We start from the raw sequence: 22,662 nt of genomic DNA on the forward strand, positions 1-22,662 counted from the left end.
GCCAGTTTATTCAAAGTATTTGGAGATTCGTCAAATGGGTAAAATCATCGGTATTGACCTGGGTACTACCAACTCCTGCGTCGCTATTCTGGATGGCGACCATGCTCGCGTGATCGAGAACGCGGAAGGCGACCGTACTACTCCGTCCATCATTGCCTATGCCGATGACGGCGAAATCCTGGTTGGTCAGCCGGCCAAGCGCCAAGCCATCACCAACCCGAAGAACACGCTGTTCGCCATCAAGCGTCTGATCGGCCGTCGTTTCGAAGATGACGAAGTACAACGTGACCTGAAAATCATGCCGTACGCCATCGCCAAGGCCGACAACGGTGACGCCTGGGTTGAAGTGAAAGGCAAGAAGATGGCACCGCCGCAGATCTCTGCCGAAGTGCTGAAAAAGATGAAGAAGACCGCCGAGGACTACCTGGGCGAGCCGGTGACCGAAGCCGTCATCACCGTACCGGCCTACTTCAACGACGCCCAGCGTCAGGCCACCAAGGATGCCGGTCGCATCGCCGGTCTGGATGTAAAACGCATCATCAACGAACCGACTGCCGCGGCTTTCGCCTACGGCGTCAACAAGGTCAAGGGTGAGCGCAAGGTTGCCGTATACGACCTGGGTGGCGGTACCTTCGATATCTCCATCATCGAGATCGACGAAGTCGAAGGGGAAACCACTTTCGAAGTGCTGGCAACCAACGGTAACACCCACCTGGGTGGTGAAGACTTCGACAACCGCGTCATCAACTACTTGGTTGACGAGTTCAAGCGCGAGCAGGGCATCGACCTGCGCAACGACCAGCTGGCTCTGCAGCGTCTGAAAGATGCCGCCGAAAAAGCCAAGATCGAGCTCTCTTCTGCCCAGCAGACCGACGTGAACCTGCCGTACATCACAGCGGATGCCACCGGTCCGAAGCACATGAACATCAAGGTGACCCGCGCCAAGCTGGAATCCCTGGTGGAAGACATGGTGAAAGACTCCCTGGAGCCGGTTCGTGTCGCCCTGAAAGACTCCGGTCTGGCGGTTGGCGAGATCGACGACGTCATCCTGGTGGGCGGTCAGACCCGTATGCCGCTGGTTCAGAAGACCGTGGCCGACTTCTTCGGCAAAGAGCCGCGCAAAGACGTCAACCCGGACGAAGCCGTGGCCATGGGTGCTGCCATCCAGGGTGCCGTACTGTCCGGTGACAAGACCGACGTACTGCTGCTGGACGTGACCCCGCTCTCCCTGGGGATCGAAACCATGGGCAGCGTGATGACCGCGCTCATCGAGAAGAACACCACCATTCCGACCAAGAAGTCCCAGGTGTTCTCCACCGCCGAAGACAACCAGTCTGCCGTGACCATTCACGTGCTGCAGGGTGAGCGCAAGCGCGCCAGCGACAACAAGTCCCTGGGCCAGTTCAACCTGGAAGGCATCCGTCCGGCACCGCGTGGTCTGCCGCAGATCGAAGTGACCTTCGACATCGACGCCAACGGCATCCTGCACGTCTCCGCGAAAGACAAGGAGACCAACAAGGAGCAGAAGATCACCATCCAGGCCTCTTCCGGTCTGTCTGATGACGAGATCGAACGCATGGTACGCGAAGCCGAAGCCAACGCGGCCGAGGACAAGAAGTTCGAAGAGCTGGTGCAGGCCCGCAACCAGGCTGACGGTCTGGTCCACTCCGTGCGCAAGCAGGTCACCGAAGCCGGTGAAGCCCTGCCTGCCGACGAGAAGACCAAGATCGAGACTGCCCTGAGCGAGCTGGAATCCGCCATCAAGGGTGACGACAAGGCTGCCATCGAAGCCAAGCAGCAAGCGCTGCTGGAAGCGTCCCAGAAGCTGATGGAAATTGCCCAGCAGCAGGCTCAGGCGCAAGGCGCCGCCGGTGCTGACGCCGGTCAGTCCTCCTCTTCTGCCAAGGCTGACGACGACGTGGTCGACGCCGAGTTCGAAGAAGTGAAAGACGACAAGAAGTAAGCCCGACCCGGATGGGCGAAGTCCGCTTCGCCCATCGACTTGAGTCCATGAATTCACGGGCGTTGGGTAACCAACGCCCGTCTGCGTAACTGCTGATATAGCAACAGGATGAGTATGTCGAAGCGCGATTTCTACGAAGTGCTCGGGGTGTCGAAAGGTGCCGACGAGCGCGAGATCAAGAAGGCGTACAAGCGTCTGGCCATGAAGTATCACCCGGATCGCAACCAGGGTGATGCCGGGGCTGAAGAGAAGTTCAAAGAGGTCAAGGAAGCCTACGAGGTCCTGACCGACGAGAACCTGCGTGCCCGTTATGACCAGTACGGTCATGCCGGGGTGGATCCGAGCCAGGGTGGCGGCCACGGCGGCTTTGGCGGTGGTGCCGATTTCGGCGACATCTTCGGCGACGTGTTTGGCGACATCTTCGGTGGTCGCGGGGGCGGTCGTCGCGGCCCAGCCCGTGGCGCCGATCTGCGCTACAACATGGAGCTGACGCTGGAAGAGGCGGTGCGTGGGGTCTCCAAGGAGATCAAGATCCCGACCCAGGTCCACTGCGAAGTGTGCAACGGCTCCGGTGCCCATACCGGCAGCCAGGCCCAGACCTGCCCCACCTGCCACGGCTCCGGCCAGGTGCAGATGCGCCAGGGCTTCTTCGCGGTGCAGCAGCCCTGCCCCCACTGTCACGGTCGCGGCAAGATCATCAAGGATCCGTGCCGCAAGTGCCATGGGGAAGGGCGCTACCAGAAGACCAAGACCCTGTCGGTCAAGATCCCGGCCGGGGTCGATACCGGGGATCGCATCCGTCTCTCCGGCGAAGGGGAAGCGGGGGAAACCGGCGCATCGGCGGGGGATCTGTACGTACAGGTTCACGTGCGCGAGCACGAGATCTTCGTCCGTGACGGCAACGACCTCTACTGCGAAGTGCCCATCAGCTTCACCACCGCAGCGCTCGGCGGCGAGATTGAAGTGCCGACCCTGGATGGCCGGGTCAAGCTCAAGGTGACCCCGGAGACCCAGACCGGCAAGCTGTTCCGCCTGCGGGGCAAGGGCGTCAAGTCCGTGCGCTCCGGCCAGGTGGGGGATCTGATGTGCAAGGTGGTGATCGAGACTCCGGTCAAGCTGACCGAGACCCAGAAAGATCTGCTGCGCCAGCTGGACGACTCCTTCAGCGGCGCCGCTGCCAAGACTCACAAGCCGAAATCCGAAGGCTTCTTCGAAGGGGTGAAACGCTTCTTCGACGACCTGACCAAATAAACGCGACCCGCGTTACCCAAGCCGGCACGGATGTGCCGGCTTTTTTTTTGCCCGCCATCTGGCCTGGATCCCCCCTTATTGAGTGGATCCCGATGAGGGATCCTCCTCACAACTTCCACCAATTCCTCCTGTACAAATGTTATCCCGCTCACACTCCTGCTGAAACGGTTTAGCTGGCATATTGAGTCAGCTAAAGCGGTTTAGCTATCCTCGGCTCGTCAACAACAACAGAGCCCGGACGGGCGACAGAAGACAGGTGAGGACGATGACGATGTTCAAGAGCAAGTTGGCGCTGGCCGTGGCGCTGGGATTGGGAATGAGCAGCCCGCTGTGGGCGGCGGATGGTGGTATCGAGGCTCGTCTGGCGGCGCTGGAGGCGCGGGTGCAGGCAGCCGAGGCGCGCGCCACCGCTGCCGAAGCGCGGGCCGATGAGGCCCAGAGCAAGGCAAACGAAGCCCGCGAGACGGCCGTGGTGGCCAAGGCCCAGAGCGAGAAGGTGGACAAGCAGACCGCCGGGGCCCAGGGCTTCGAGTTCCACGGCTATGCCCGCTCGGGCCTGCTGGTGAACGGCAACGGCAATGGTGGCCGCGGCGGCCCCTACATCACCCCGGCCGGCTCGGTGGGCGGCGCCGTGGGTCGCCTTGGCAACGAGGATGACACCTACATGGAGGCCAACCTGCTGAAGACCCAGACCTTCGACGATGGCAGCTGGGCCCGCTACAAGCTGATGCTGGCGGACGGGGTGGAGACCAGCAACGACTGGACCGCCAGCGATTCCAGCCTCAATACCCGCCAGGTGTTTGCCGAAATCGGCGATCTGGCGAGCTTCAGCGGTCCTTTCCAGCACTCGGTGCTCTGGGCGGGCAAGCGCTTTGACCGGGACAACTTCGACATCCACTGGCTCGACTCGGACGTGGTCTTCCTGGCCGGTACCGGCGGCGGCGTCTACGACGTGCAGCTGGCCGACAGCTGGAAGGCGAACTTCTCCCTCTACGGGCGCGACTACGGCGACATCAGCGCGAGCGGTCTCTCCGACATCGAGAGCTACATCCTCACCATGAACAACCGCGTTGGCAACTGGCAGTGGATGCTGAACGGCCTCTCCGCCAAGGATAACGAGGCGCGCATCAACGACGGCGGCACGGGCAGCGAAGCGGCGAACAAGGGGGCCCACACCCTGGTGGCCTACCACGCCGACAGCTTCTTTGGCATCAACCCCGGTTTCTCCAAGGCGGCGGTGCTGTATGGCCACGGTCTGGGTGCCGAGCTCAAGGGGCTGGGCTCCGACAGCGAGCTGCTGCCGGATGCCGATGCGGTGCGGGTCGCCGTGTTTGGCGCCACCGATCTTGCGCCCCGCTGGCGTGTGGCCCCGGCCCTGCTGGCCGAGCACAGCCAGGATCGTTACGTGAAAGGGGACGAGTACCGCTGGGTGACCCTCAATGGCCGCCTGGCCCAGGTGCTGAGCCAGAACGTCGAGCTGGTCTACGAGGCGACCTGGCAGTACATGGACCTCGATCCCAAGGGCTACAAGGGTCGTCAGGCGGTGAGCGGCGATTTCACCAAGCTCACCTTCGCGCCGACCTTCAAGGCGCAGACCGCCGGCTTCTTCGAGCGGCCCGAGCTTCGGGTGTTCGCCACCTGGATGGACTGGTCCTCCGAGCTCGACAACTACGCCAGCTCCGATGCCATGGGCCAGAGCAACTTCACCGCCGGGGGCGAGTGGAACTTTGGCGTGCAGATGGAAACCTGGTTCTAGTTCGTTATCCCGATCACAAAAATGGCAGGCGGCCCCGGGATCTGTTGGTTAGCTAAAACGGTTTAGCTGATAATGCGGACCCAGAACCCGGGGCTGACCCCGGCAAATCCTGTGCAGCAGTGGAGTAGCAACAAGGTGACGAATCGTGTGTGGGTAATGGGGGATGCGGTAGTGGACTTGATCCCGGAAGGGGAGCAGCACTACCTCAAGTGTCCGGGTGGCGCACCGGCCAACGTGGCGGTGGGCGTTGCTCGGCTCGGCGGGGAGTCGGCTTTCATTGGCCGGGTCGGCGCGGATCCCTTCGGCCGCTTCATGGGGGAGACCCTGGCCAGGGAGGGGGTCGACATTCGCCACCTGATCCTGGATCCGGCCCATCGCACCAGCACGGTACTGGTGGATCTCGATGAGGCGGGGGAGCGCAGCTTCACCTTCATGGTGCGCCCCAGTGCCGATCAGTTCCTGAGCCATGCCGATCTGCCGGTCTTCCAGGCCGGGCAGTGGCTGCTGACCTGCTCCATTGCGCTCGCCAACGAGCCGGTGCGCAGCAGTTGTCTGCAAGCCATGGCGACCATCCGTGCCGTCGGGGGGCGGGTCTGCTTCGACCCCAACCTGAGGCCAGAGGTGTGGGGCAACCCTGCCGAGATGCTGCCCGTGGTGCGCGAGGCCATGGCCCTTGCAGACGTGGTCAAGCTCTCGGTGGAGGAGCTGCAACTGCTGAGCGGTCTGGACGATCTGGCGGCGGGGCTTGCCACTCTTTCAGGCCCGGCACTGGTGCTGGTGACCCGGGGAGCGGGGGGCGTGGTGGCCCGTCTGGGTGGCGAGTTGCTGGAGTGGGTGGGGCCCAAGGTGACGCCACTCGATACCACGGGGGCGGGGGATGCCTTCGTCGCCGGGCTGCTGGCGGCCTTGGCCGAACGGACCTCGCAGCCGACGCTGGCCGAGCTGCCCGCCATTCTGGCTCAGGCCCACGGCTGCGGCGCGCTCGCCACCACCGCCAAGGGGGCGATGACGGCACTGCCCACCCGCACCCGGCTGGATGAATTTTTGCGATCAGGCGCAGACGGCTGTTGATCTGCGGCTAGAAGCCCGGCTCGACAGCCCCTACTCTCATGTGACAAGGGCCCGCCAGCGTGGCGGGTCATAAGAGGAAGAATATGAATATCAGTGCGATAGCCCAGGATCTGGTGCCCCTGCTCGGGGGCAGGGAGAACATCGTCAGCGCCGCCCACTGCGCCACCCGGCTGCGGCTGGTGCTGGCGGACGACAGCAAGGTGAACAAGGCCGCCATCGACAAGCTGGAGGGGGTCAAGGGGTGCTTCAGCAACGCCGGCCAGATCCAGGTCATTTTCGGCACCGGCCTGGTCAACAAGGTCTATGCGGAGTTCGTCACCCTGACCGGGACCGGCACCGCCAGCAAGGCGGAGCTGACCGACATGGCGACGGCCAAGCTCAACGTGGCCCAGCGTCTGGCGCGGACCCTCTCCAACATCTTCGTGCCCATCATTCCGGCCATCGTCGCCTCCGGCCTGCTGATGGGGCTGCTCGGCATGGTGCGCACCTACGGCTGGGTCAACGCCGACAGCGCCCTGTTCGTCATGCTCGACATGTTCAGCTCGGCAGCCTTCATCATCCTGCCGATCCTCATCGGTTTTACGGCGGCGCGGGAATTTGGCGGCAATCCGTACCTCGGGGCGACGCTGGGCGGCATTCTTACCCACCCGGCCCTGACCAACGCCTGGGGCGTTGCCGGGGGCTTCAAGACCATGGACTTCTTCGGCCTGGATGTCGCCATGATAGGCTATCAGGGCACTGTCTTCCCGGTGCTCCTGGCGGTCTGGTTCATGTCCCACCTGGAGAAGCAGCTGCGCAAGCGCATCCCTGACGCCCTGGATCTCATCCTCACCCCGTTTTTGACCGTCATCATCACCGGCTTCGTGGCGCTGCTTTTCATCGGCCCCGCCGGGCGGGTGCTGGGGGACGGCATCTCGTTCGGTCTGAGCGCCCTCTATGAGCAGGCAGGCTGGCTGGCGGGTCTGGTGTTTGGCGGGACTTATTCCCTTATCGTCATCACCGGCATCCACCACAGCTTCCACGCCATCGAGGCGGGGCTGCTGGCCAACCCTGCCATCGGCGTCAACTTCCTGCTGCCCATCTGGGCCATGGCCAACGTGGCCCAGGGTGGGGCTTGCCTCGCGGTCTACTTCAAGACCCGCGATGTGAAGATCAAGGCCATCACGGTGCCGGCGGCCATGTCCTGCCTGCTCGGCATCACCGAGGCGGCGATCTTCGGGGTCAACCTGCGCTACATCAAGCCCTTCTTGGCCGGTCTGTTCGGCGGGGCCTGCGGCGGCGCCTACGTGGTGGCGGCCAAGGTCGGCATGACGGCGGTGGGCCTGACCGGTATCCCGGGCATGGCCATCGTCCAGCCCATGAGCCTCATCCACTACGTCATCGGTCTGGTGATCGCCTTTGGCGCCGCTTTCGCCGCCTCCTACCTGCTCAAGTACAAGGTGGAGTGATGAAGGAAAGCCATCTCCTGAACCAGGTTGTCCGGTCCCTGCTGGCCGGACAGCTCAAGGCGGCGGCCGATTCCCATCGGCCCCGCTGGCATCTGGCAGCCCCGGTGGGGCTGCTCAACGATCCCAACGGCTTCATCGAGCACGACGGGCGCTACCATCTTTTCTACCAGTGGAACCCGCTCGGTTGCGAGCACCGCAACAAGGGCTGGGGGCATGTCACCTCCACCGATCTGCTGCACTGGCAGCACGAGCCGGTGGCGCTGCTGCCCACCGAGGCCTATGAGAGCCACGGCTGCTATTCGGGCTCGGCGGTGAGCGACGAGCAGGGGAGTCTGACCCTTATCTACACCGGCAACGTCAAATACCCGGACGGCAGCCGCACCGCCTACCAGTGTCTGGCCCGCGCCGACGGTGAGGGGGGCTTTGCCAAGCTGGGACCCGTGCTGGACCTGCCCGCAGGCTACAGCGGCCATGTGCGCGACCCCAAGGTGTGGCACGACGGTCGGCAGTGGCTGATGGTGCTGGGGGCCCGCACCCTGGACGATCGGGGTGAGGTGCTGCTCTATCGCGGTGATACCCTGGATGCCTGGACGCTGGTGGGCCCCATCGCCGGCAGCGGGCGCGGCGGTCTCGGGGAGTTTGGCTACATGTGGGAGTGTCCGGACCTCTTCCCCCTGGGAGATCGCCATGTGCTGATCAGCTGCCCGCAGGGGATTGCCCCGCAGGGAGAGGATTATCGCAACCTCTACCAGTGCGGCTGGCTGGCGGGTGACTTCGACGGGATGCACTTCGCCCACGGGGCTTTCCACGAGCTGGACAGGGGATTCGAGTTCTATGCCCCCCAGACTACCCAGGACAGCCAGGGGCGGCGCCTGCTGTTCGGCTGGCTGGGCTTGCCGGAGGAGAACGAGATGAGCCAGCCCACTCTCGAGCACGGCTGGATCCACCAGATGAGCTGCCCGCGGGAGCTGTTCTGGCAGGATGAGTGGCTCTGCCAGCGGCCGGTGGCTGAGCTGGGCGCCCTGAAAGGGGAGCAGACCCGCTTCGAGGGGGCGCCGGGCGAGCTGCCTGCCCTGGCCATCGACTCGGCCTGGCTCGATCTGGCGCTGTGCGGTGAAGGGCGCCTCGGGTTCGGGGCCGTGGTCGAGCTGGTGTGGCAGCCGGGGCGTCTTGTCCTGCGGCGCCAGAACTGGCAGAGCGGGGAGTGGGAGGAGCGAAGCGCCCCCTGGCTTGGGGGCAAGATCACCGTCTTGTGTGACCGCTCCAGCCTGGAGTGCTTCGTCGATGGCGGGCGCCAGAGCTTGTCGACCCGTTACTTCCCCGGCGAAAACCCAGTACTTTCCGCACGTTGTGACGGTGATGGCAGCAAAATTTGCCTCGATCACTGGCCGCTGGCGACCTGCCTAGTACAATAGCCCGGTCTCAGTGTGCCGGGAGGTCAGGTGGAGAAGAAGAAACGGATCACGATTGCCCAGATAGCCACGCTTGCGGGGGTCTCCAAGGCCACCGCCAGTCTGGTGCTCAACGGCAAGAGTGCGGAATACCGCATCGCCGACGATACCCGCAAGCGGATCCAGGCGGTGGCGGACGAGTGCCACTATCAGCCGAGCATCCACGCCCGCTCCCTGCGGGAGGTGCGCAGCTACACTTGGGGGCTGGTCATCCCCGACCTCACCAACTTCGGCTTCGCCAGCATCGCCCGTGCCCTGGAGGCCCGCTGTCGGGAGGCGGGGATCCAGCTGCTCATCGCCTGCTCCGAGGATGATCCCACCCTGGAGCAGCGGGTGGTGGACAACCTCATCAGCCGTCAGGTGGATGGCCTCATCGTCGCCTCCAGCGGCCACAGTGACGACATCTATGCCCGCATCCACGACCGCTTGCCGGTGGTGCAGCTCGACCGCCACATCGGTGAGTCGCGCCTGCCCATGGTGATCTCGGACGCCTGCAAGGCCACCGCCGAGCTGGTGCAGGACATGACCCAGGATTGCGGGGAGGAGATCTACTACTTCGGAGGTCTGCTGGATCTCTCCCCCAGCCGCCACCGGCTGGCGGGTTACGAGCTCGGATTGCACCGGGCCGGGCTGGAGGCCACTTCAGACCGGGTCCGCCACCGTGACTACCAGCCGAGCTCGGGTTATCAGCTGATGTCTGAGCTGGTGGACGAACTCGGGGCGCCGCCGAAGGGGCTTTTTACCGCCTCTTTCACCCTGCTGGAGGGGGTGCTGCGCTACCTCAACGAGGCGGAACTGATGGAGACCGGCATGCGCCTGTGTACGTTCGACGATCACGATCTGCTCGACTGCATCCCCATGCGCATCGATTCCGTGGCCCAGGATTGCCCGGCCCTGGCCCGGGCCGCCTTCGAGATGATGCAGCAACTCATCGCGGGCAATCCCCCAGCCCAGACCGCCCAGGTCATCAACCCCAGGGTGCGCTGGCGCAGCCGCCGTTAGGCACACGGCTTCCCTTTCCTGTGAAAAAGCCCCGCCGGATCCGGCGGGGCTTTTTGTGCTGCGTCTGGTATGAGGGCGTCAATCGGTGATGCTGGCCCGCCAGAAGATCTGCTTGATGTGAGGGTGCTCCCCGAGCGTGTTCATCAGGGCATCGAGCTTGGTGCCATCGATGGCGGTGGCGAGCAGCACCGCCGAGATCTCGAGATCCTGATCGCCGAAGGGGGTGATGTCGAGCTCGCTCAGGGGGTAGTGGGCCTGCTCCAGCATCTGCTCGAGCCAGGGCAGCACCTCCTTCTGGTGAGCGCGGCCGATGAGAGCGGTCACGTGATAGGTCACTTCGGTGTCCATGTTGTCCACCGGGTCACGGTTTATCTGGTTGACCAGGGGGCGCAGCAGAGTGTTGGCGGCCAGCACGAAGAGGGCGCCGAGGATGGCCTCCAGGGCGAACCCGGCGCCGCAGGCGGCCCCGACCGCAGCCACACCCCACAGGGTGGCCGCTGTGTTGATGCCCCGGATGTTGCCGGATTCCCGCATGATGACGCCAGCGCCGAGAAAACCGATGCCGGAGACGATGTAGGCCACCACGTGGACGACCCCGTAACTGCCGCCATGCAGGTCATAGATGCGCTGGGCCAGGTTGACGAACAGGGCCGCCCCCACGGCGACCAGCACGTTGGTGCGAAGGCCGGCGGTGCGCTGGCGGTACTGGCGCTCCAGGCCGACCAGGCAGCCCAGCACGAAGGCGAGCAGCAGGCTGGACAGGGTGTCGAGCAGGGCGAGAAAATCGAGTTGTTGCCACATTCTCATGAAGGGTCTCCTTCTGGGGATGCCGACCAGCCTTCGCCCCCGGGTTGCGTGAGAGACGGGGGGCAAGGTCGACATCGTGGTGAATGCAAGGGCGCGACCCGCCTCCTGACGGAGCGGGATGGCGCAGAACAGGGTACAGGCCCTTCACGGTTGCCCGGGAAGGACCCGCCTCATTCGAGGGTCAATGGCTGGTGGTGGCGTCGTCCCCGGCGCGGGGGCGCAGTTCCCAGCGTACCGGGTGGACAGCCCCGACCTGGTGGATGAACTGCACCAGATAGCGGCGCTGGGGCGGCGTGCAGTAGAGGCTCAGCACCAGCACGCGGCCTTCACCGCGCCCGGGCTGCATGGACTGCAGAGGACTGAGTCCGGCCGGTTGCAGGGTGTGGCTCACCGCGGCCAGCACCTGCTCCATGTCGGCTCTGTCTTCGCAGCGGATGTGCAGCCGATAGAGGTGCTGACGCCGTCTGCCACGTTGCCAGAGTGGTCGCAGGCCCCGTCCCAGTCTGCTCAGCAGGGAAGGGGATTTGTCAGCGACAGGGTTGTTTGAAATCAAGCGCATAGCAGCCTCCTTTTGGGAAGCAGAAACTATGCAGGCAAGGTGTCGGGGGATGAGTCCGCGTCACCTGACGTCAAGTGTGAAAAGCGGGGAAAAGAGGGATCCACTTCTCGCAGGGTGGCGAGTCGCGGCAGAGAATAACCTGCGGCTAGCTCGCGACCAGGGGGCCGACGACGAGGGTCGGCGTGCGTCTGTCACTTGATGAGTTGCCCACCGATGGTCTCCGCTAGTGATAAAGAGGCGACATGGTAGCCGATACGGCTGCCTGGGTAAACCCCGAGCCTTTGATAGCAACATATTGAAACATAATTAAAAAGAGATGAAAGCGCCGGTGAAGGGAGCCCTCTTCCCTTCACCGGCGGGCCCTTGGGGGGTTACCGGGTCTTGTCGATGCCCAGGTATTTGAGCATCAGTTTTTCATAGATGGGTTCGGTGTCGCCTACCTGCATCTTGTGCAGGAAATACTTCTCGAACGCTATCTTGGCCAGGTGGACCCACTTCCCTTTCTTGAACCAGGCGACGTTGCGCGGCGGGATCTGCGGCATGGCCACGAAGGCGGCCCCTGTGTCCCCCATGTCCGCCAGACAGATGGCATTCCACACCGCCCGGGTGACCGGGGGCTGGCCGTCCAGCTCCGCCTTGATGTTGTGGCTCAAGGTGCGCACCATGGCCTCAATCATGTAGCCGGTCTTGGGCACCCCGGTCGGTACCGGCGTCTTGTGCTGGGGCGGGATGGCGATGCAGACCCCGGCGGCGTAAATCTGCGGGAAGACAGGGTTGCGCTGGTGTTCGTCGACGATGACGAACCCGCGGGGATTGACCAGCCCCTCGAGGCCCCGCAGGGGGCTGATGCCGGCGAAGGCGGGCAGCATCATGGCATGCTTGTAGGGGAGGCTGTGGGTGCGCTTGACGTTGCCATCTTCATCCAGCTCCTCCACCGTCATCACCCCATCCCTGGCCGCCACGGTGCGGGCATTGCAGATCCATTGCATGTCGCGCATGCGCAGCTCGCTCTCCAGCATGCCCTTGGAATCCCCCACGCCGTTGAGGCCGAGGTGACCGATGTAGGGTTCGCTGGTGACGAAGGTCATGGGCACGTCCTTTCTCACCTTCTTGTCGCGCAGGTGGCGATCGAGGATGAAGGCGTATTCGTAGGCCGGGCCGAAGCAGGAGGCGCCGGGCATGGCACCGACGATCACCGGCCCCGGTTCGTCGAGCAGCCCGTTGACACTGTGCAGGCACTCCTCTGCGTGGGAGAGGGTGCAGACGCTGGCGGTGCCGCCCGCCGTCGGGCCTGCTCCCTGCACCTCTTCAAAGGCGAGTGCGGGGCCGGTGCAGAGCACCAGAAAGTCGTAGTGCAGGTGCTGGCCATCGGAGAGGCGGATCTGCTGTTCGAGGGGTTGCAACCCGGTCAGGGCGGCGTGGATGAAGCGGATCCCCTTCTTCTTCACATGAGGCTCTATGGGGAGGGAGATATCCTTGCGCTCTCGCCACCGGACCGCAATCCACGGGTTCGAAGGGTTGAATTCAAAGTCAGGTTTGTCGTTCACCAGGATGACGTCGTGCTGCTTGCCGAGTTCGGCCTTGAGCTCGTAGGCGGCCGACATGCCCCCCAACCCTGCCCCGATGATGATGATGGTTGCCATAATGAGCCTCCGCTCTATTACACGGCTCCTGTGAGCCAATATGTCCGCCTGCCTATTTGAGCCCCATTCGCCTGAGCACGGCGGCGGCGGGACAGACCCCGGTGAACGCGCTCTGGATCAGATTGACCCCGACAAAGACGCTCAACCAGACAAAACCCGGGTGGACCCAGGCCGTGAGCAGCAGCGACAGCAGCAACATGCCACCCGCGACCACTCTGACTCCGTTATCGACGGTCATTTCTCGTCTCCTTTTTGTTTAGTGATTGCTAATTTAGAGTTGTTTTATACAATAGAACAAATATCAGCAATTGCTAATTTAATCTTATGAGCCACTTCGACGAGATGAACCGACATGCGACTGCCGCCGCCGGCCTGCTCAAGGCGCTGGCTCATCCTGAACGCCTGATGGTGCTCTGCCAGCTGGTGGAAGGGGAGAAGGGGGTCGGGGAGCTGCTGGCCCACAGCCAGCTCGGGCAGTCGGCCTTCTCCCAGCAACTGTCGGTATTGAAGCGCCAGGGCCTTGTCCGCTCGCGCAAAGTCTCCCAGCAGATCTACTACTCCCTGGTGAGCGAGGCGGCGGCCGATGTGCTGGCGGCGCTGCAAACCCATTTTTGTCACTCAGATGAGGAAATTCGATGATGGAAAGCCAATGGCTGCTCTCGTTGGGGGGCGGCATGCTGGCGGGGCTCTCGGCCCTGATCCTGATGTTGTTCAACGGCCGGGTGGCCGGGATCAGCGGCATTCTGGCCGGTGCAATGCAGTACAAGACCCCCTGGCGGGTGCTGTTTCTGCTGGGATTGGGACTGGGGGCCTGGCTGGCGCTGACCCTGGGTTGGGCCACCATGCCCGCCTTTGATGCCTTGCCCGGCTGGCCCGTGGTGCTGCTGGCCGGCCTGCTGGTGGGCATCGGCACCCGTCTTGGCAATGGCTGCACCAGCGGTCACGGTATCTGCGGCATGGGGCGGCTGTCGACGCGCTCCGTGGTGGCGACGCTCACCTTTATGGGGATGGGCGTGGCGACCGTGTTCTTTACTCACCACATGTTTTGACGGGTTGATTGCCATGAAATTGCTGACGAGTGTGTTTGCGGGTCTGTTGTTCGGGCTGGGAATGGCCCTCTCCGGGATGATGGATCCGGCGCGGGTCACCGGGTTTCTCGATCTGGCCGGTGCCTGGGATCCCAGCCTGGCCTTCGTGATGGGGGGCGCTCTGGCTGTCTTCATGCCGGGCTACTTCCTGCTGGTGAAGCCCCGTCGTCTGAGCCTGCTGGGGGAACCCATGGCCCGGGTTCCCGCTCCCGTGCTGGATCGCCGCCTGATTGGCGGGGCCGCACTGTTCGGGATCGGTTGGGGCCTGGTCGGCATCTGTCCAGGGCCTGCCTTGAGTCTCATTTCCAGCGGACAGCCCATGATATTGTTGTTCATCGGGGCCATGGCGGCCGGGATCCTGCTGGTGGACAAGGTCTGGAACAGGGTGCTGGAGAAGGCTCGCCAGCACCGTATTGCCTGAGTTTTCAAGGTGCCCATGAGCCAGGGAAGGAGAATCATGATGAACACAATCCGGTTGCTGGTGACCACCCTGCTGGTCATGACATCCACCCTGGTGGCGGCCGAGGAGGCCAAGGGGTCGCTGACGCTGACCCCGCAGCGCGTCACCGACTGGCTCACCCTGAGCGGTACCGTGAGCGCCATTCATCAGGGGACGGTCGCGGCCCAGACCAGTGGCCGGGTCTCCCGCATGCTGGTGGATGTGAACGACGAGGTACAGGCCGGGCAGCCCCTGCTCGAGATAAGCGGCAAGGAGCAGTCTGCCGCCGTGACCGGCGCCGAGGCGCGGGTGGCCAGGGCCCAGGCCCAGCAGGTGGAGGCCGAGCGCCAGCTCACCCGTTATCAGGCCCTCATCGCCAAGGGGGTGATCACCCGGGCCCAGCTCGACAACGCCCAGGCAACGGATCGGGCCGCCCGCGCCGAGGTCAATGCCGCCGAGGCCGCCCTCATCCAGGCCCGGGAAGCCTACGGCTATACCCGTATCCTCGCCCCCTACGCCGGGGTGGTGACCAGGCGGCTGGTGGAGCTGGGGGAGACGGTGGCCCCCGGTACGCCGCTGCTATCCGGTTTCTCTCTGGGCGAGCTGAGGGTGGAGCTGGAGCTGCCCCAGTCCGCGCTGGCTCTCGCCGGCCAGCCGTCGGATGTGCAGGTGCTGCTGCCCGGTGGCAAGGCCGTGACTCCCGTCAAGCTGACCCGCTTCAACTACGCCGACAGCCAGAGCCACAGTTTCCGGCTGCGCCTCGATCTGCCGCCGAACACGACAGGGGTGCTGCCCGGCATGTGGCTCAAGGTGCAGCTCAAACAGGGTGAGCGTCAGGTGTTGCAAGTGCCGGAGCCCGCCCTGCTGCGGCAGGGGGAGTTCAACGGTGTCTACCTCAAAGAGGGGGAGGGATGGGCCCTGACCCCGGTGCGGGTCGGCCACTGCGAGGCTGGGCTGTGCGAGGTCCTGGCGGGTCTCAAGGGCGGTGACACCCTGGCCCCCGATGCCTGGAGCCGTCAACAGGAGGTGCCCCATGAGTAGCGAGCTGAACGGCAACCATGGCCGCCTGGGGCTGGCGGGTCGGCTGGCGGCCCTGTTTCAGGGCTCGGCCATCACCCCGCTGCTGGCGCTGGTGGGGCTCTTGCTCGGCCTCTTTGCCGTGCTGGTGACCCCCAAGGAGGAGGAGCCCCAGATCGATGTCACCTTCGCCGACGTCTACATTCCCTTCCCGGGGGCCAGCCCGGCAGAGGTGGAATCCCTCGTCACCACCCCTGCCGAGCAGGTGGTCTCCCAGATAAAGGGCATAGATACCCTCTACTCTTTTTCCCAACCCGATGGCGCCCTGCTGGTGGTGGTATTCAAGGTGGGGGTGAGTCGCGAGCAGGCCATCGTCGATCTCAACAACCAGCTCGACTCCCATCGAGACTGGCTGCCACAGGGGCTGGGGGTGGGTCAGCCACTGGTAAAACCCCGGGGGATCGATGATGTTCCCATCGTCAGTCTGACCCTCTGGAGCAAGCAACTGGGGGCCCCCGATCTGACCCGGGTCGCCCACGAGCTGGAGACCGAACTCAAGCGCATTCCCGGTACCCGGGACATCTACAGCCTGGGGGGCCAGCGCGCCGTGCTGCGGGTGATGCCGGATCCGGCGGCCCTCAGCGCCCATGGCATCAGCTGGGGCGAGCTGAGCCAGCGTCTCTCTGCCGCCAACCGGGTAGGCAGCGAACAGGCCGTGGTGCAGGATAACCGGGAGATCAAGGTGCAGGTGGGGCAGTTCCTGCAAAGCGAACAGGAGGCCCGGGAGCTGGTGGTAGGGTTGCACGACGGCAAGCCCGTCTATCTCGGTGAGGTGGCCCGGGTGGGGCTTGGGGAAGAGACCCCGGTCCAGCGAAGCTGGATGGGGCAGGGGCAAGCCAGCTACCCGGCGGTGACCCTGGCCATCGGCAAGCAGCCGGGGCAGAACGCGGTGGAGGTGGCCAAGCGGGTGGAGGCACGGGTCGAGAGCCTCAGGAACCGGCTCATCCCGGCTGGCGTCGAGGTGACGGTGACCCGTGACTACGGCGTCACCGCCGAGACCAAATCCAACACCCTCATCGGCAAGCTCATCTTTGCCACCACGGCGGTGGTATTGCTGGTGCTGGTGAGCATGGGGTGGCGCGAGGCGCTGGTGGTGGGGGTCGCCATCGTCATCACCCTCGCACTGACCCTGTTCGCCTCCTGGGCATGGGGCTTTACCCTCAACCGGGTGTCCCTCTTTGCGCTGATCTTCTCCATCGGCATCCTGGTGGATGACGCCATCGTCGTGGTGGAGAACATCCACCGCCATCGCGGCCTGGGCAAGGGGTCGCTCAAGGATCTCATTCCGGGCGCGGTGGACGAGGTGGGGGGGCCGACCATACTGGCGACCCTGACCGTCATCGCGGCCCTGCTGCCCATGGCCTTCGTCAGCGGCCTGATGGGCCCCTACATGAGCCCCATCCCCATCAATGCCAGCATGGGGATGCTCATCTCCCTGCTGGTGGCCTTCATCTTCTCCCCCTGGCTGGCCAATCACCTGCTCAAGCGCGAGGGGCATGTCGCCCACGGGGAGGCCAAGGCCGGGCTCTTTCACCGGCTGATGACCCCCTTCCTGATGGGGGCGGGTGCCAAAAGAGCGAGACATAAGCTTTGGCTGGTCATTCTGCTGCTGGTGGCGGGGGCGGCCGTCATGCCCGTGGTGCAGTGGGTGGTGCTCAAGATGCTCCCCTTTGACAACAAGTCTGAATTCCAGCTGGTGCTCGACATGCCGGAGGGGGCGACCCTGGAGCAGACCGAGCGCACCCTGCTGGCGGTGGGGCGGGAGCTCGCCAGGGTGCCCGAGGTGAAGGATTACCAGATCTACGCCGGCACCGCCGCCCCCATCAACTTCAACGGGCTGGTGCGCCACTACTTCATCCGCAGCGGCGCCAACGTGGGGGATATTCAGGTCAATCTGGTGGACAAGCATGAACGGGATCGCAGCAGTCACGAGATTGCCCGGTCGGTGCGTGCGCCCTTGCAGGCCATCGCCAGTGCGGCAGGGGGCAATCTCAAGGTGGTGGAGGTGCCCCCGGGACCGCCTGTCTGGTCACCCATCGTCGCGGAAGTGTATGGCCCGACGCAGGCCGCCCGTGAAGCCGCTGCCCGAGCCGTACAGGCCCGCTTTGTGGCCACGGCGGATCTGGTGGACGTGGACATCTATCTGACCGACCCCCAGCCCAAGTGGCGGCTGGTGGTGGATCGCGCCCAGGCGGCCCTGCTCGGGGTCGATCTCGGGGATCTGGTGGCGACCCTCAACGGGGGCGTGGGTTATCAGGATGCCAGCTGGCTGCAGGGGCAAGGCGCCAAGTATCCGGTGCCGATCCGCATCGAGCTCGCCCCCGGTGACAAGCGGGACCTGACCGGCATCCTGGCCCTCAAGGTGCGCAGCCAGAGCGGCCAGCTGGTGCGGGTCTCCGAGCTGGTGAGCCGTCGTGACGAGGTCGCCCCCAGCTACCTCATGCACAAGAACATGCAGCCCATGGTGATGGTGGTGGCTGACATGGGCGGCCATGCCGACAGCCCGCTCTACGGCATGTTTGCCGCCGGTGCCGACATCTCGCTGCCACAGTATTACGTGCATCAGCCCGACAAGCTGGGGGAGGTGGCCCTCTTGTGGGACGGGGAGTGGAAGATAACCTACGAGACCTTCCGCGACATGGGGCTGGCCTACGGGGTGGGGATGATCCTCATCTACCTGCTGGTGGTGGCCCAGTTCCGCTCCTATCTGGTGCCGCTCATCATCATGGCCCCCATTCCGCTCACCCTCATCGGGGTGATGCCGGGTCACGCCCTGCTGGGGGCCCAGTTCACCGCCACCTCGATGATCGGGATGATTGCGCTGGCCGGGATCATCGTGCGCAACAGCATCCTGCTGGTGGATTTCATCGAGCAGCAGCGGGCGAGTGGCATGGCGTTCGAGCAGGCGGTGATCGAGGCGGCGCAGGTGCGAGCCAAACCCATCATGCTGACGGCGCTGGCGGCCATGATAGGGGCGCTTTTCATCCTGGATGACCCCATCTTCAATGGCCTCGCCATCAGCCTTATCTTCGGGATCCTGGTTTCCACCCTGCTCACCCTGGTGGTGATCCCGCTGCTCTACTACAGCCTGCTCGTTCGCCGAAGTCAGAGGTAAACACAGGGGGCACGTGCCCCCTGTTTTCGGGTATCACACCGCCTCGCGGGCATCGCAGGTTTTCATCAGGGGGAAATAACGGCGATCCGCCTGGCTCATGTGACCCACGACCAGCTCCTGGATGATGAAGTTGAGCAGGGCGTCGTTGCCAAGGGTGCCCGCCTGTGCGGCCGCCATCAGCTGACCGGCTTTTTTCAGCAGATGCTGGTGCTCCTGGCGATGGGCCGCCAGCTCCTCATAGCCATATTGCGCGAGGACCTGCTCTTCGAGGAGGAAGTGCTGGCGCGCCATCTCGAATATCTGCGCCATGTCTGCCAGCAAGGCATCGGGATGGATGCCGGGATCCTGCATGTGCTCGAGCAAGCGGTTGGCCAGCAGGTAGAGCTGGCGGTGGTCCGCATCGATGCGGGGGTGGCCGCATGCGTGGGCGGGCTGCCATTGCAGGGTGCCGGGGAGGGGATCCTGCCCGGTGGAAAACAGGCAGACCCTGCCCCGGCCATGGTGCTTGGCTTGATACATGGCCTGATCGGCGTGGTGCATCAGGGTCTTGGGGTCGGTGCCGTGATCCGGATAGAGGGCGACCCCTATGCTGCCGGAGATGCGCAGCGCCTGCTGCTCAAGCTGGAAGGGGTGATGCAGGCAGTGGTGCAGCTTGTCGGCGACCGCGAGGGCCGAGGCATCCGTATCGGGCAGCATGATGACGAATTCGTCCCCCCCAAGGCGTGCCACCAGATCTTCTTCCCTGACGCACTCCCCCATGCGCTCGGCCACCAGCTTGAGCAGCAGGTCGCCGGTTTCGTGGCCGAAGGTGTCATTGATGGGCTTGAAGTGGTCGAGATCGATGAAGACCAGGGCCAGGGGCTGCTGGGGAGCCTGCTCCAGGGTCTCCTTTAGCCGCTGTTGCAGCAGGCGGCGGTTGGCCAGGCCGGTGAGGGGGTCATAGAAGGCGAGGCGGCGCATCATCTCCTCCCGGGCCGAACGTTCGGTGACATCCCGGGTCACCCCCAAAATGGCGTCCGGTCTTGTGCTGGCGCTGCCATGCAAGGTGGTTACCGTCTCGATGGCCACCAGATGACCCTGCTTGTGGCGCAGCTGGGAGTGGATGACGCACCGGGTCTGCCCATGATCCCCCCGTTGCCAGGCCTCGAGGGAGGCGGTGATGCCGTCGCGAAGCTGTTTCCAGGACTCATCGGGGAGCAGCTGGCGCAGGGAGAGGGCAAAGAGTTCGGCGGGCTCATAGCCGCTCAGGGACGCGATGGCGGGGCTGATGTAACGAAAACGCAGGCTGTCGGTGTCCATGGTCCAGATCACGTCGCCGCTGTTCTCCGCCACGAAACGGTAGTGCTGCTCGCGCTGGGCCAGTTCCCGGGTGAGCCGCTGTCGGTCACTGGCCTCTTCCCGCAGACGCAGATAGAGGTGCAGGAAGACGCCGAGAAGGGCCAGCAGGGAGAAGGAGATCAGCATGGCGATGGCCACGCTCCTGTCGAGCAGTTGGCGCTGCTGGCGAAGGCTCGCCTGGGTACTGTTGTAGAGGAAGGGGGTGAGGTTGGGCACCGCCTTGATCATCCCGGCCTCCTGGTAGGTGCGGGCGATCTGCTGCCAGCGATCCTGCTGCATGTAACCGGGCTCGATGATGTCGGGCTGCATCAGGGCCCGGGTTTCACGGGCCTCGAAGGCGAGCGCCTCACGCCCGGCCCCGCTGGGGTAGTGCTCCAGGATCAGGTTGATCATCTCCTCGGGATGATCCATGGCATAGCGCCACCCCTTGAGGCTGGCCTGCAAGAAGCGCTGGACCCGTTCCTGCTGGTTGAAGACCTCATTTTCCGAGGTGAAGAGGTTGTCTCCGTAGAAGTCGTACCCGATGTCGCGGGGACTGAACACCCGGTAGGGAATGCCCTGTTGCTGCAGGGTGAAGGGCTCGGTTGTGCTGTAGGCGCTGATGGCGTCCGCCTGGCCCCTCAGCAGTGCCTGTACCCCCCGCTCGTAGGGCAGGGTATCCCACTGCCGGCTGCGGGTGTAGCGATGCAGGTAGGTGAGCAGCTCGTTGGAGCCGGGTTCGAGCATCAGCCGCTTGTTGGCCAGATCGCCCGGGGTCTGGATATCCGGCCGCTCCAGGGTGATGAGCATCAGGGGGGAGTGCTGCAACATGGCGGCGAGCACCACCACTGGGCGGCCAGCTGCCCGAGCCAACAGCAGATCGCTGCCGCGGATGCCGAACTGGGCGCGACCCGTGGTGACTTCATTGATGACGTCGGTGCCCGGCCCCGACTCCCGCAGGGTGACCTGCAGACCGGCCTCCTGGTAGAACCCCTTGGCGATGGCGGCGTAGTAACCGGCAAACTGGAACTGGTGCTGCCAGGGAAGTTGCAGGATGACGCGCTCATCCGCCCTGAGGGGAGCCGTGGTCAGGGTGGCAATCATCACCCAGAAGGGCAGAAGCCAGCGTACAGGCTGGCGAGATGCATCGGACTCCGTCATACCGCTGTTCTCTCGGGAGGTGCTCTTCTGGCTAGAGTCAAACAATTTCCTGCCATTCGCAAGGGGAGCAGGCCCCAATAAGATGGGGCGCGGGAGGCAGTAAAAGTCATTTTTGTGTCATTCATCACGTCAATGGGCGTCACGGCTCATTTTGAAACCTTGTCAACCCGTCACCGGCCCGGTGACAAGGGCATAAGGTGTCATTCCAAGAGGGGTGGCTGCCGCCTCTCTTCTCGCCTGTTAATGACAAACTGCATGTTTTCGGCGACTCCCTCTTGTCTTCTCCTGTCGTATCAGAAGTTGATGCTCTTTCCCCGATCGGGTGTCGACCTGTGGCGGTCGGGGGACGCCTTCCTCCGTTCAGGGTGGTATGGTAGTCATCCGTTTCCTGTTTCCCGAGAAGGTCCTGTCATGTCTTCCTTGCGCCTGCTGCTTTCCGACTCCCACGATCCCCTGTTCAACCTCGCGGTGGAGGAGTGCATTTTTCGCCAGATGGACCCGGCCCAGCGGGTGCTGTTCCTGTGGCGCAACGACAATACGGTGGTGATAGGCCGGGCCCAGAACCCCTGGAAGGAGTGCAACACCCGCCGCATGGAAGAGGACGGGGTGACCCTGGCCCGGCGCAGCAGCGGGGGCGGCGCCGTGTTCCACGACCTTGGCAACAGCTGTTTCACCTTCATGGCGGGCAAGCCCGGTTATGACAAGAGCGTCTCTACCACCATCGTCATCGATGCCCTCGCCAGACTCGGCGTGAGCGCTTTTGCCTCCGGGCGAAACGACCTGCTGGTGGCGACCCCGGACGGGGATCGCAAGGTGTCGGGTTCGGCCTACCGGGAGACCCATGATCGCGGCTTTCACCACGGTACCCTGCTGCTGGATGCCGATCTCGGCCGCCTTGCCCACTACCTCAATCCCGACCCCAAGAAGCTGGCGGCCAAGGGCATCAGCTCGGTGAGAAGCCGGGTGGCGAACCTTGGCGAGCTGCTGCCTGGTCTGGATCATGAGCAGGTGGTGCAGGCCCTGTGCAACGCCTTCTTTGCCCATCACGGTGAGGTGGTGCAGCCCGAGCACATCTCCCCCGAGCGGATGCCCGACCTGCCCGGCTTTGCCGAGACTTTTGCCCGCCAACGCAGCTGGGAGTGGAACTTCGGCCATGCTCCCGCCTTCAGCCACCTGCTGGAGGAGCGTTTCCCCTGGGGTGGGGTCGAGCTTCATTTCGACGTGGAGAAGGGGGTGATAGGACGGGCACAGATCTTCAGCGACACCCTGGACCCTGCTCCCCTGGATGACCTGGCCGCACGCCTGCCCGGGGTGGCCTATCGTCCCGACGCCATCGCCGCGTTGCTGCGTCAGTGGCGGGCGACGTTTTCGGCCAACCCCGAGTTGGAAGGGTTTTCGGCATGGCTGCTGACCGCCCTGCGCTGACCTTGCCCATGACCAGGATCACAAGATGAACAGGGGAAAAGAGGGGAGAGGGGGCGCGGCGCCCATCAGGGCGCCAACATGACAAAAAG

The 22,662-nt window shown here is 64.2% G+C and carries 18 protein-coding genes; 13 read left to right on the forward strand and 5 right to left on the reverse strand.

The genetic code is table 11. From position 1 onward, the window contains the following. The first annotated feature begins 34 nt into the window (after nt 1-34). The 7 genes from dnaK (at nt 35) to ACB037_RS05915 (ending at nt 9,942) form a co-directional block, all read left to right on the forward strand. The gene (dnaK, locus tag ACB037_RS05885; protein ID WP_010673646.1) at nt 35-1,963 is read left to right on the forward strand and encodes a molecular chaperone DnaK; all 1,929 of its coding nucleotides are present in this window, start codon (nt 35-37) and stop codon (nt 1,961-1,963) included. Nucleotides 1,964-2,077: 114 nt separating this feature from the next. Further along, nucleotides 2,078-3,214, forward strand: coding sequence for a molecular chaperone DnaJ (dnaJ, locus tag ACB037_RS05890; RefSeq protein WP_010673647.1), 1,137 nt, complete (start codon nt 2,078-2,080; stop codon nt 3,212-3,214). Nucleotides 3,215-3,479: 265 nt separating this feature from the next. Continuing rightward, the gene (locus ACB037_RS05895; protein ID WP_103261433.1) at nt 3,480-4,970 is read left to right on the forward strand and encodes a carbohydrate porin; all 1,491 of its coding nucleotides are present in this window, start codon (nt 3,480-3,482) and stop codon (nt 4,968-4,970) included. A gap of 111 nt (nt 4,971-5,081) precedes the next feature. Beyond that, nucleotides 5,082-6,041 carry an aminoimidazole riboside kinase gene (locus tag ACB037_RS05900; protein ID WP_371175115.1) on the forward strand — a complete coding sequence of 320 codons (960 nt, stop codon included), beginning with the start codon at nt 5,082-5,084 and terminating at the stop codon, nt 6,039-6,041. Between the two features lie 83 nt (nt 6,042-6,124). Then, on the forward strand, nt 6,125-7,489 hold the full coding sequence (locus ACB037_RS05905) for a sucrose-specific PTS transporter subunit IIBC (protein WP_139736989.1): 1,365 nt from the start codon (nt 6,125-6,127) through the stop codon (nt 7,487-7,489). After that, a complete protein-coding gene (locus ACB037_RS05910) occupies nt 7,489-8,904 on the forward strand; it encodes a glycoside hydrolase family 32 protein (RefSeq protein WP_371175028.1) in 1,416 nt (471 codons plus the stop codon). Before ACB037_RS05905 ends, ACB037_RS05910 begins: the two co-directional genes overlap by 1 nt. A gap of 27 nt (nt 8,905-8,931) precedes the next feature. Beyond that, nucleotides 8,932-9,942 (forward strand): substrate-binding domain-containing protein, encoded by a 1,011-nt coding sequence (locus ACB037_RS05915; RefSeq protein WP_043154725.1) that lies wholly within the window; start codon nt 8,932-8,934, stop codon nt 9,940-9,942. A gap of 78 nt (nt 9,943-10,020) precedes the next feature. Here the strand turns inward: ACB037_RS05915 and ACB037_RS05920 are convergent, their stop codons facing one another. From ACB037_RS05920 to ACB037_RS05935, 4 genes are all read right to left on the reverse strand, one after another. Next, nucleotides 10,021-10,749 (reverse strand): MgtC/SapB family protein, encoded by a 729-nt coding sequence (locus ACB037_RS05920; protein WP_371175029.1) that lies wholly within the window; start codon nt 10,747-10,749, stop codon nt 10,021-10,023. A gap of 181 nt (nt 10,750-10,930) precedes the next feature. Further along, entirely contained in the window at nt 10,931-11,308 is a 378-nt protein-coding gene (locus ACB037_RS05925; protein ID WP_039039228.1) for a hypothetical protein, read from the reverse strand. 371 nt (nt 11,309-11,679) lie between these two features. Further along, nucleotides 11,680-12,951, reverse strand: a complete 1,272-nt coding sequence (locus ACB037_RS05930) for an NAD(P)/FAD-dependent oxidoreductase (protein ID WP_039039227.1) — start codon at nt 12,949-12,951, stop codon at nt 11,680-11,682. 52 nt (nt 12,952-13,003) lie between these two features. Beyond that, nucleotides 13,004-13,189: a DUF2892 domain-containing protein gene (locus tag ACB037_RS05935; RefSeq protein ID WP_041213243.1), complete on the reverse strand. Its 186-nt coding sequence runs from the start codon at nt 13,187-13,189 to the stop codon at nt 13,004-13,006. Nucleotides 13,190-13,275: 86 nt separating this feature from the next. Between ACB037_RS05935 and ACB037_RS05940 the strand changes: the two genes are divergently transcribed. The 5 genes from ACB037_RS05940 to ACB037_RS05960 are packed head-to-tail and all read left to right on the forward strand — an operon-like array spanning nt 13,276 to nt 18,670. After that, the gene (locus ACB037_RS05940; protein ID WP_041214807.1) at nt 13,276-13,590 is read left to right on the forward strand and encodes a metalloregulator ArsR/SmtB family transcription factor; all 315 of its coding nucleotides are present in this window, start codon (nt 13,276-13,278) and stop codon (nt 13,588-13,590) included. Beyond that, nucleotides 13,587-14,000 carry a YeeE/YedE family protein gene (locus ACB037_RS05945; RefSeq protein ID WP_042881673.1) on the forward strand — a complete coding sequence of 138 codons (414 nt, stop codon included), beginning with the start codon at nt 13,587-13,589 and terminating at the stop codon, nt 13,998-14,000. Before ACB037_RS05940 ends, ACB037_RS05945 begins: the two co-directional genes overlap by 4 nt. 13 nt (nt 14,001-14,013) lie before the next feature. Next, nucleotides 14,014-14,460: a YeeE/YedE family protein gene (locus ACB037_RS05950; protein WP_039039223.1), complete on the forward strand. Its 447-nt coding sequence runs from the start codon at nt 14,014-14,016 to the stop codon at nt 14,458-14,460. A gap of 39 nt (nt 14,461-14,499) precedes the next feature. Beyond that, nucleotides 14,500-15,519 carry an efflux RND transporter periplasmic adaptor subunit gene (locus ACB037_RS05955; protein WP_330143477.1) on the forward strand — a complete coding sequence of 340 codons (1,020 nt, stop codon included), beginning with the start codon at nt 14,500-14,502 and terminating at the stop codon, nt 15,517-15,519. Continuing rightward, nucleotides 15,512-18,670: an efflux RND transporter permease subunit gene (locus ACB037_RS05960; RefSeq protein WP_371175030.1), complete on the forward strand. Its 3,159-nt coding sequence runs from the start codon at nt 15,512-15,514 to the stop codon at nt 18,668-18,670. Before ACB037_RS05955 ends, ACB037_RS05960 begins: the two co-directional genes overlap by 8 nt. Before the next feature lie 33 nt (nt 18,671-18,703). Here ACB037_RS05960 and ACB037_RS05965 read toward each other — a convergent pair whose 3' ends face one another. Then, nucleotides 18,704-21,091, reverse strand: coding sequence for a diguanylate cyclase domain-containing protein (locus ACB037_RS05965; protein WP_371175116.1), 2,388 nt, complete (start codon nt 21,089-21,091; stop codon nt 18,704-18,706). 468 nt (nt 21,092-21,559) lie between these two features. On the opposite strand from ACB037_RS05965, the gene ACB037_RS05970 reads away from it, so the two are divergent. Beyond that, on the forward strand, nt 21,560-22,573 hold the full coding sequence (locus ACB037_RS05970; protein WP_069785319.1) for a lipoate--protein ligase: 1,014 nt from the start codon (nt 21,560-21,562) through the stop codon (nt 22,571-22,573). Nucleotides 22,574-22,662 lie beyond the last annotated feature (89 nt).

Source organism: Aeromonas sp. S19(2024) (genome assembly GCF_041402625.1).
Classification (GTDB): Bacteria; Pseudomonadota; Gammaproteobacteria; order Enterobacterales; family Aeromonadaceae; genus Aeromonas; species Aeromonas caviae.

Coding starts and splice junctions, on each gene's coding strand:
- ACB037_RS05910 (WP_371175028.1), top strand. CDS start 7,489: ATGAAGGAAAGCCATCTCCTGAACCAGGTTGTCCGGTCCCTGCTGGCC.
- ACB037_RS05935 (WP_041213243.1), bottom strand. CDS start 13,189: ATGACCGTCGATAACGGAGTCAGAGTGGTCGCGGGTGGCATGTTGCTG.
- ACB037_RS05905 (WP_139736989.1), top strand. CDS start 6,125: ATGAATATCAGTGCGATAGCCCAGGATCTGGTGCCCCTGCTCGGGGGC.
- ACB037_RS05965 (WP_371175116.1), bottom strand. CDS start 21,091: ATGATTGCCACCCTGACCACGGCTCCCCTCAGGGCGGATGAGCGCGTC.
- ACB037_RS05960 (WP_371175030.1), top strand. CDS start 15,512: ATGAGTAGCGAGCTGAACGGCAACCATGGCCGCCTGGGGCTGGCGGGT.
- dnaK (WP_010673646.1), top strand. CDS start 35: ATGGGTAAAATCATCGGTATTGACCTGGGTACTACCAACTCCTGCGTC.
- ACB037_RS05930 (WP_039039227.1), bottom strand. CDS start 12,951: ATGGCAACCATCATCATCATCGGGGCAGGGTTGGGGGGCATGTCGGCC.
- ACB037_RS05920 (WP_371175029.1), bottom strand. CDS start 10,749: ATGAGAATGTGGCAACAACTCGATTTTCTCGCCCTGCTCGACACCCTG.
- ACB037_RS05940 (WP_041214807.1), top strand. CDS start 13,276: ATGAGCCACTTCGACGAGATGAACCGACATGCGACTGCCGCCGCCGGC.
- ACB037_RS05895 (WP_103261433.1), top strand. CDS start 3,480: ATGACGATGTTCAAGAGCAAGTTGGCGCTGGCCGTGGCGCTGGGATTG.
- ACB037_RS05955 (WP_330143477.1), top strand. CDS start 14,500: ATGAACACAATCCGGTTGCTGGTGACCACCCTGCTGGTCATGACATCC.
- ACB037_RS05970 (WP_069785319.1), top strand. CDS start 21,560: ATGTCTTCCTTGCGCCTGCTGCTTTCCGACTCCCACGATCCCCTGTTC.
- ACB037_RS05950 (WP_039039223.1), top strand. CDS start 14,014: ATGAAATTGCTGACGAGTGTGTTTGCGGGTCTGTTGTTCGGGCTGGGA.
- dnaJ (WP_010673647.1), top strand. CDS start 2,078: ATGTCGAAGCGCGATTTCTACGAAGTGCTCGGGGTGTCGAAAGGTGCC.
- ACB037_RS05925 (WP_039039228.1), bottom strand. CDS start 11,308: ATGCGCTTGATTTCAAACAACCCTGTCGCTGACAAATCCCCTTCCCTG.
- ACB037_RS05945 (WP_042881673.1), top strand. CDS start 13,587: ATGATGGAAAGCCAATGGCTGCTCTCGTTGGGGGGCGGCATGCTGGCG.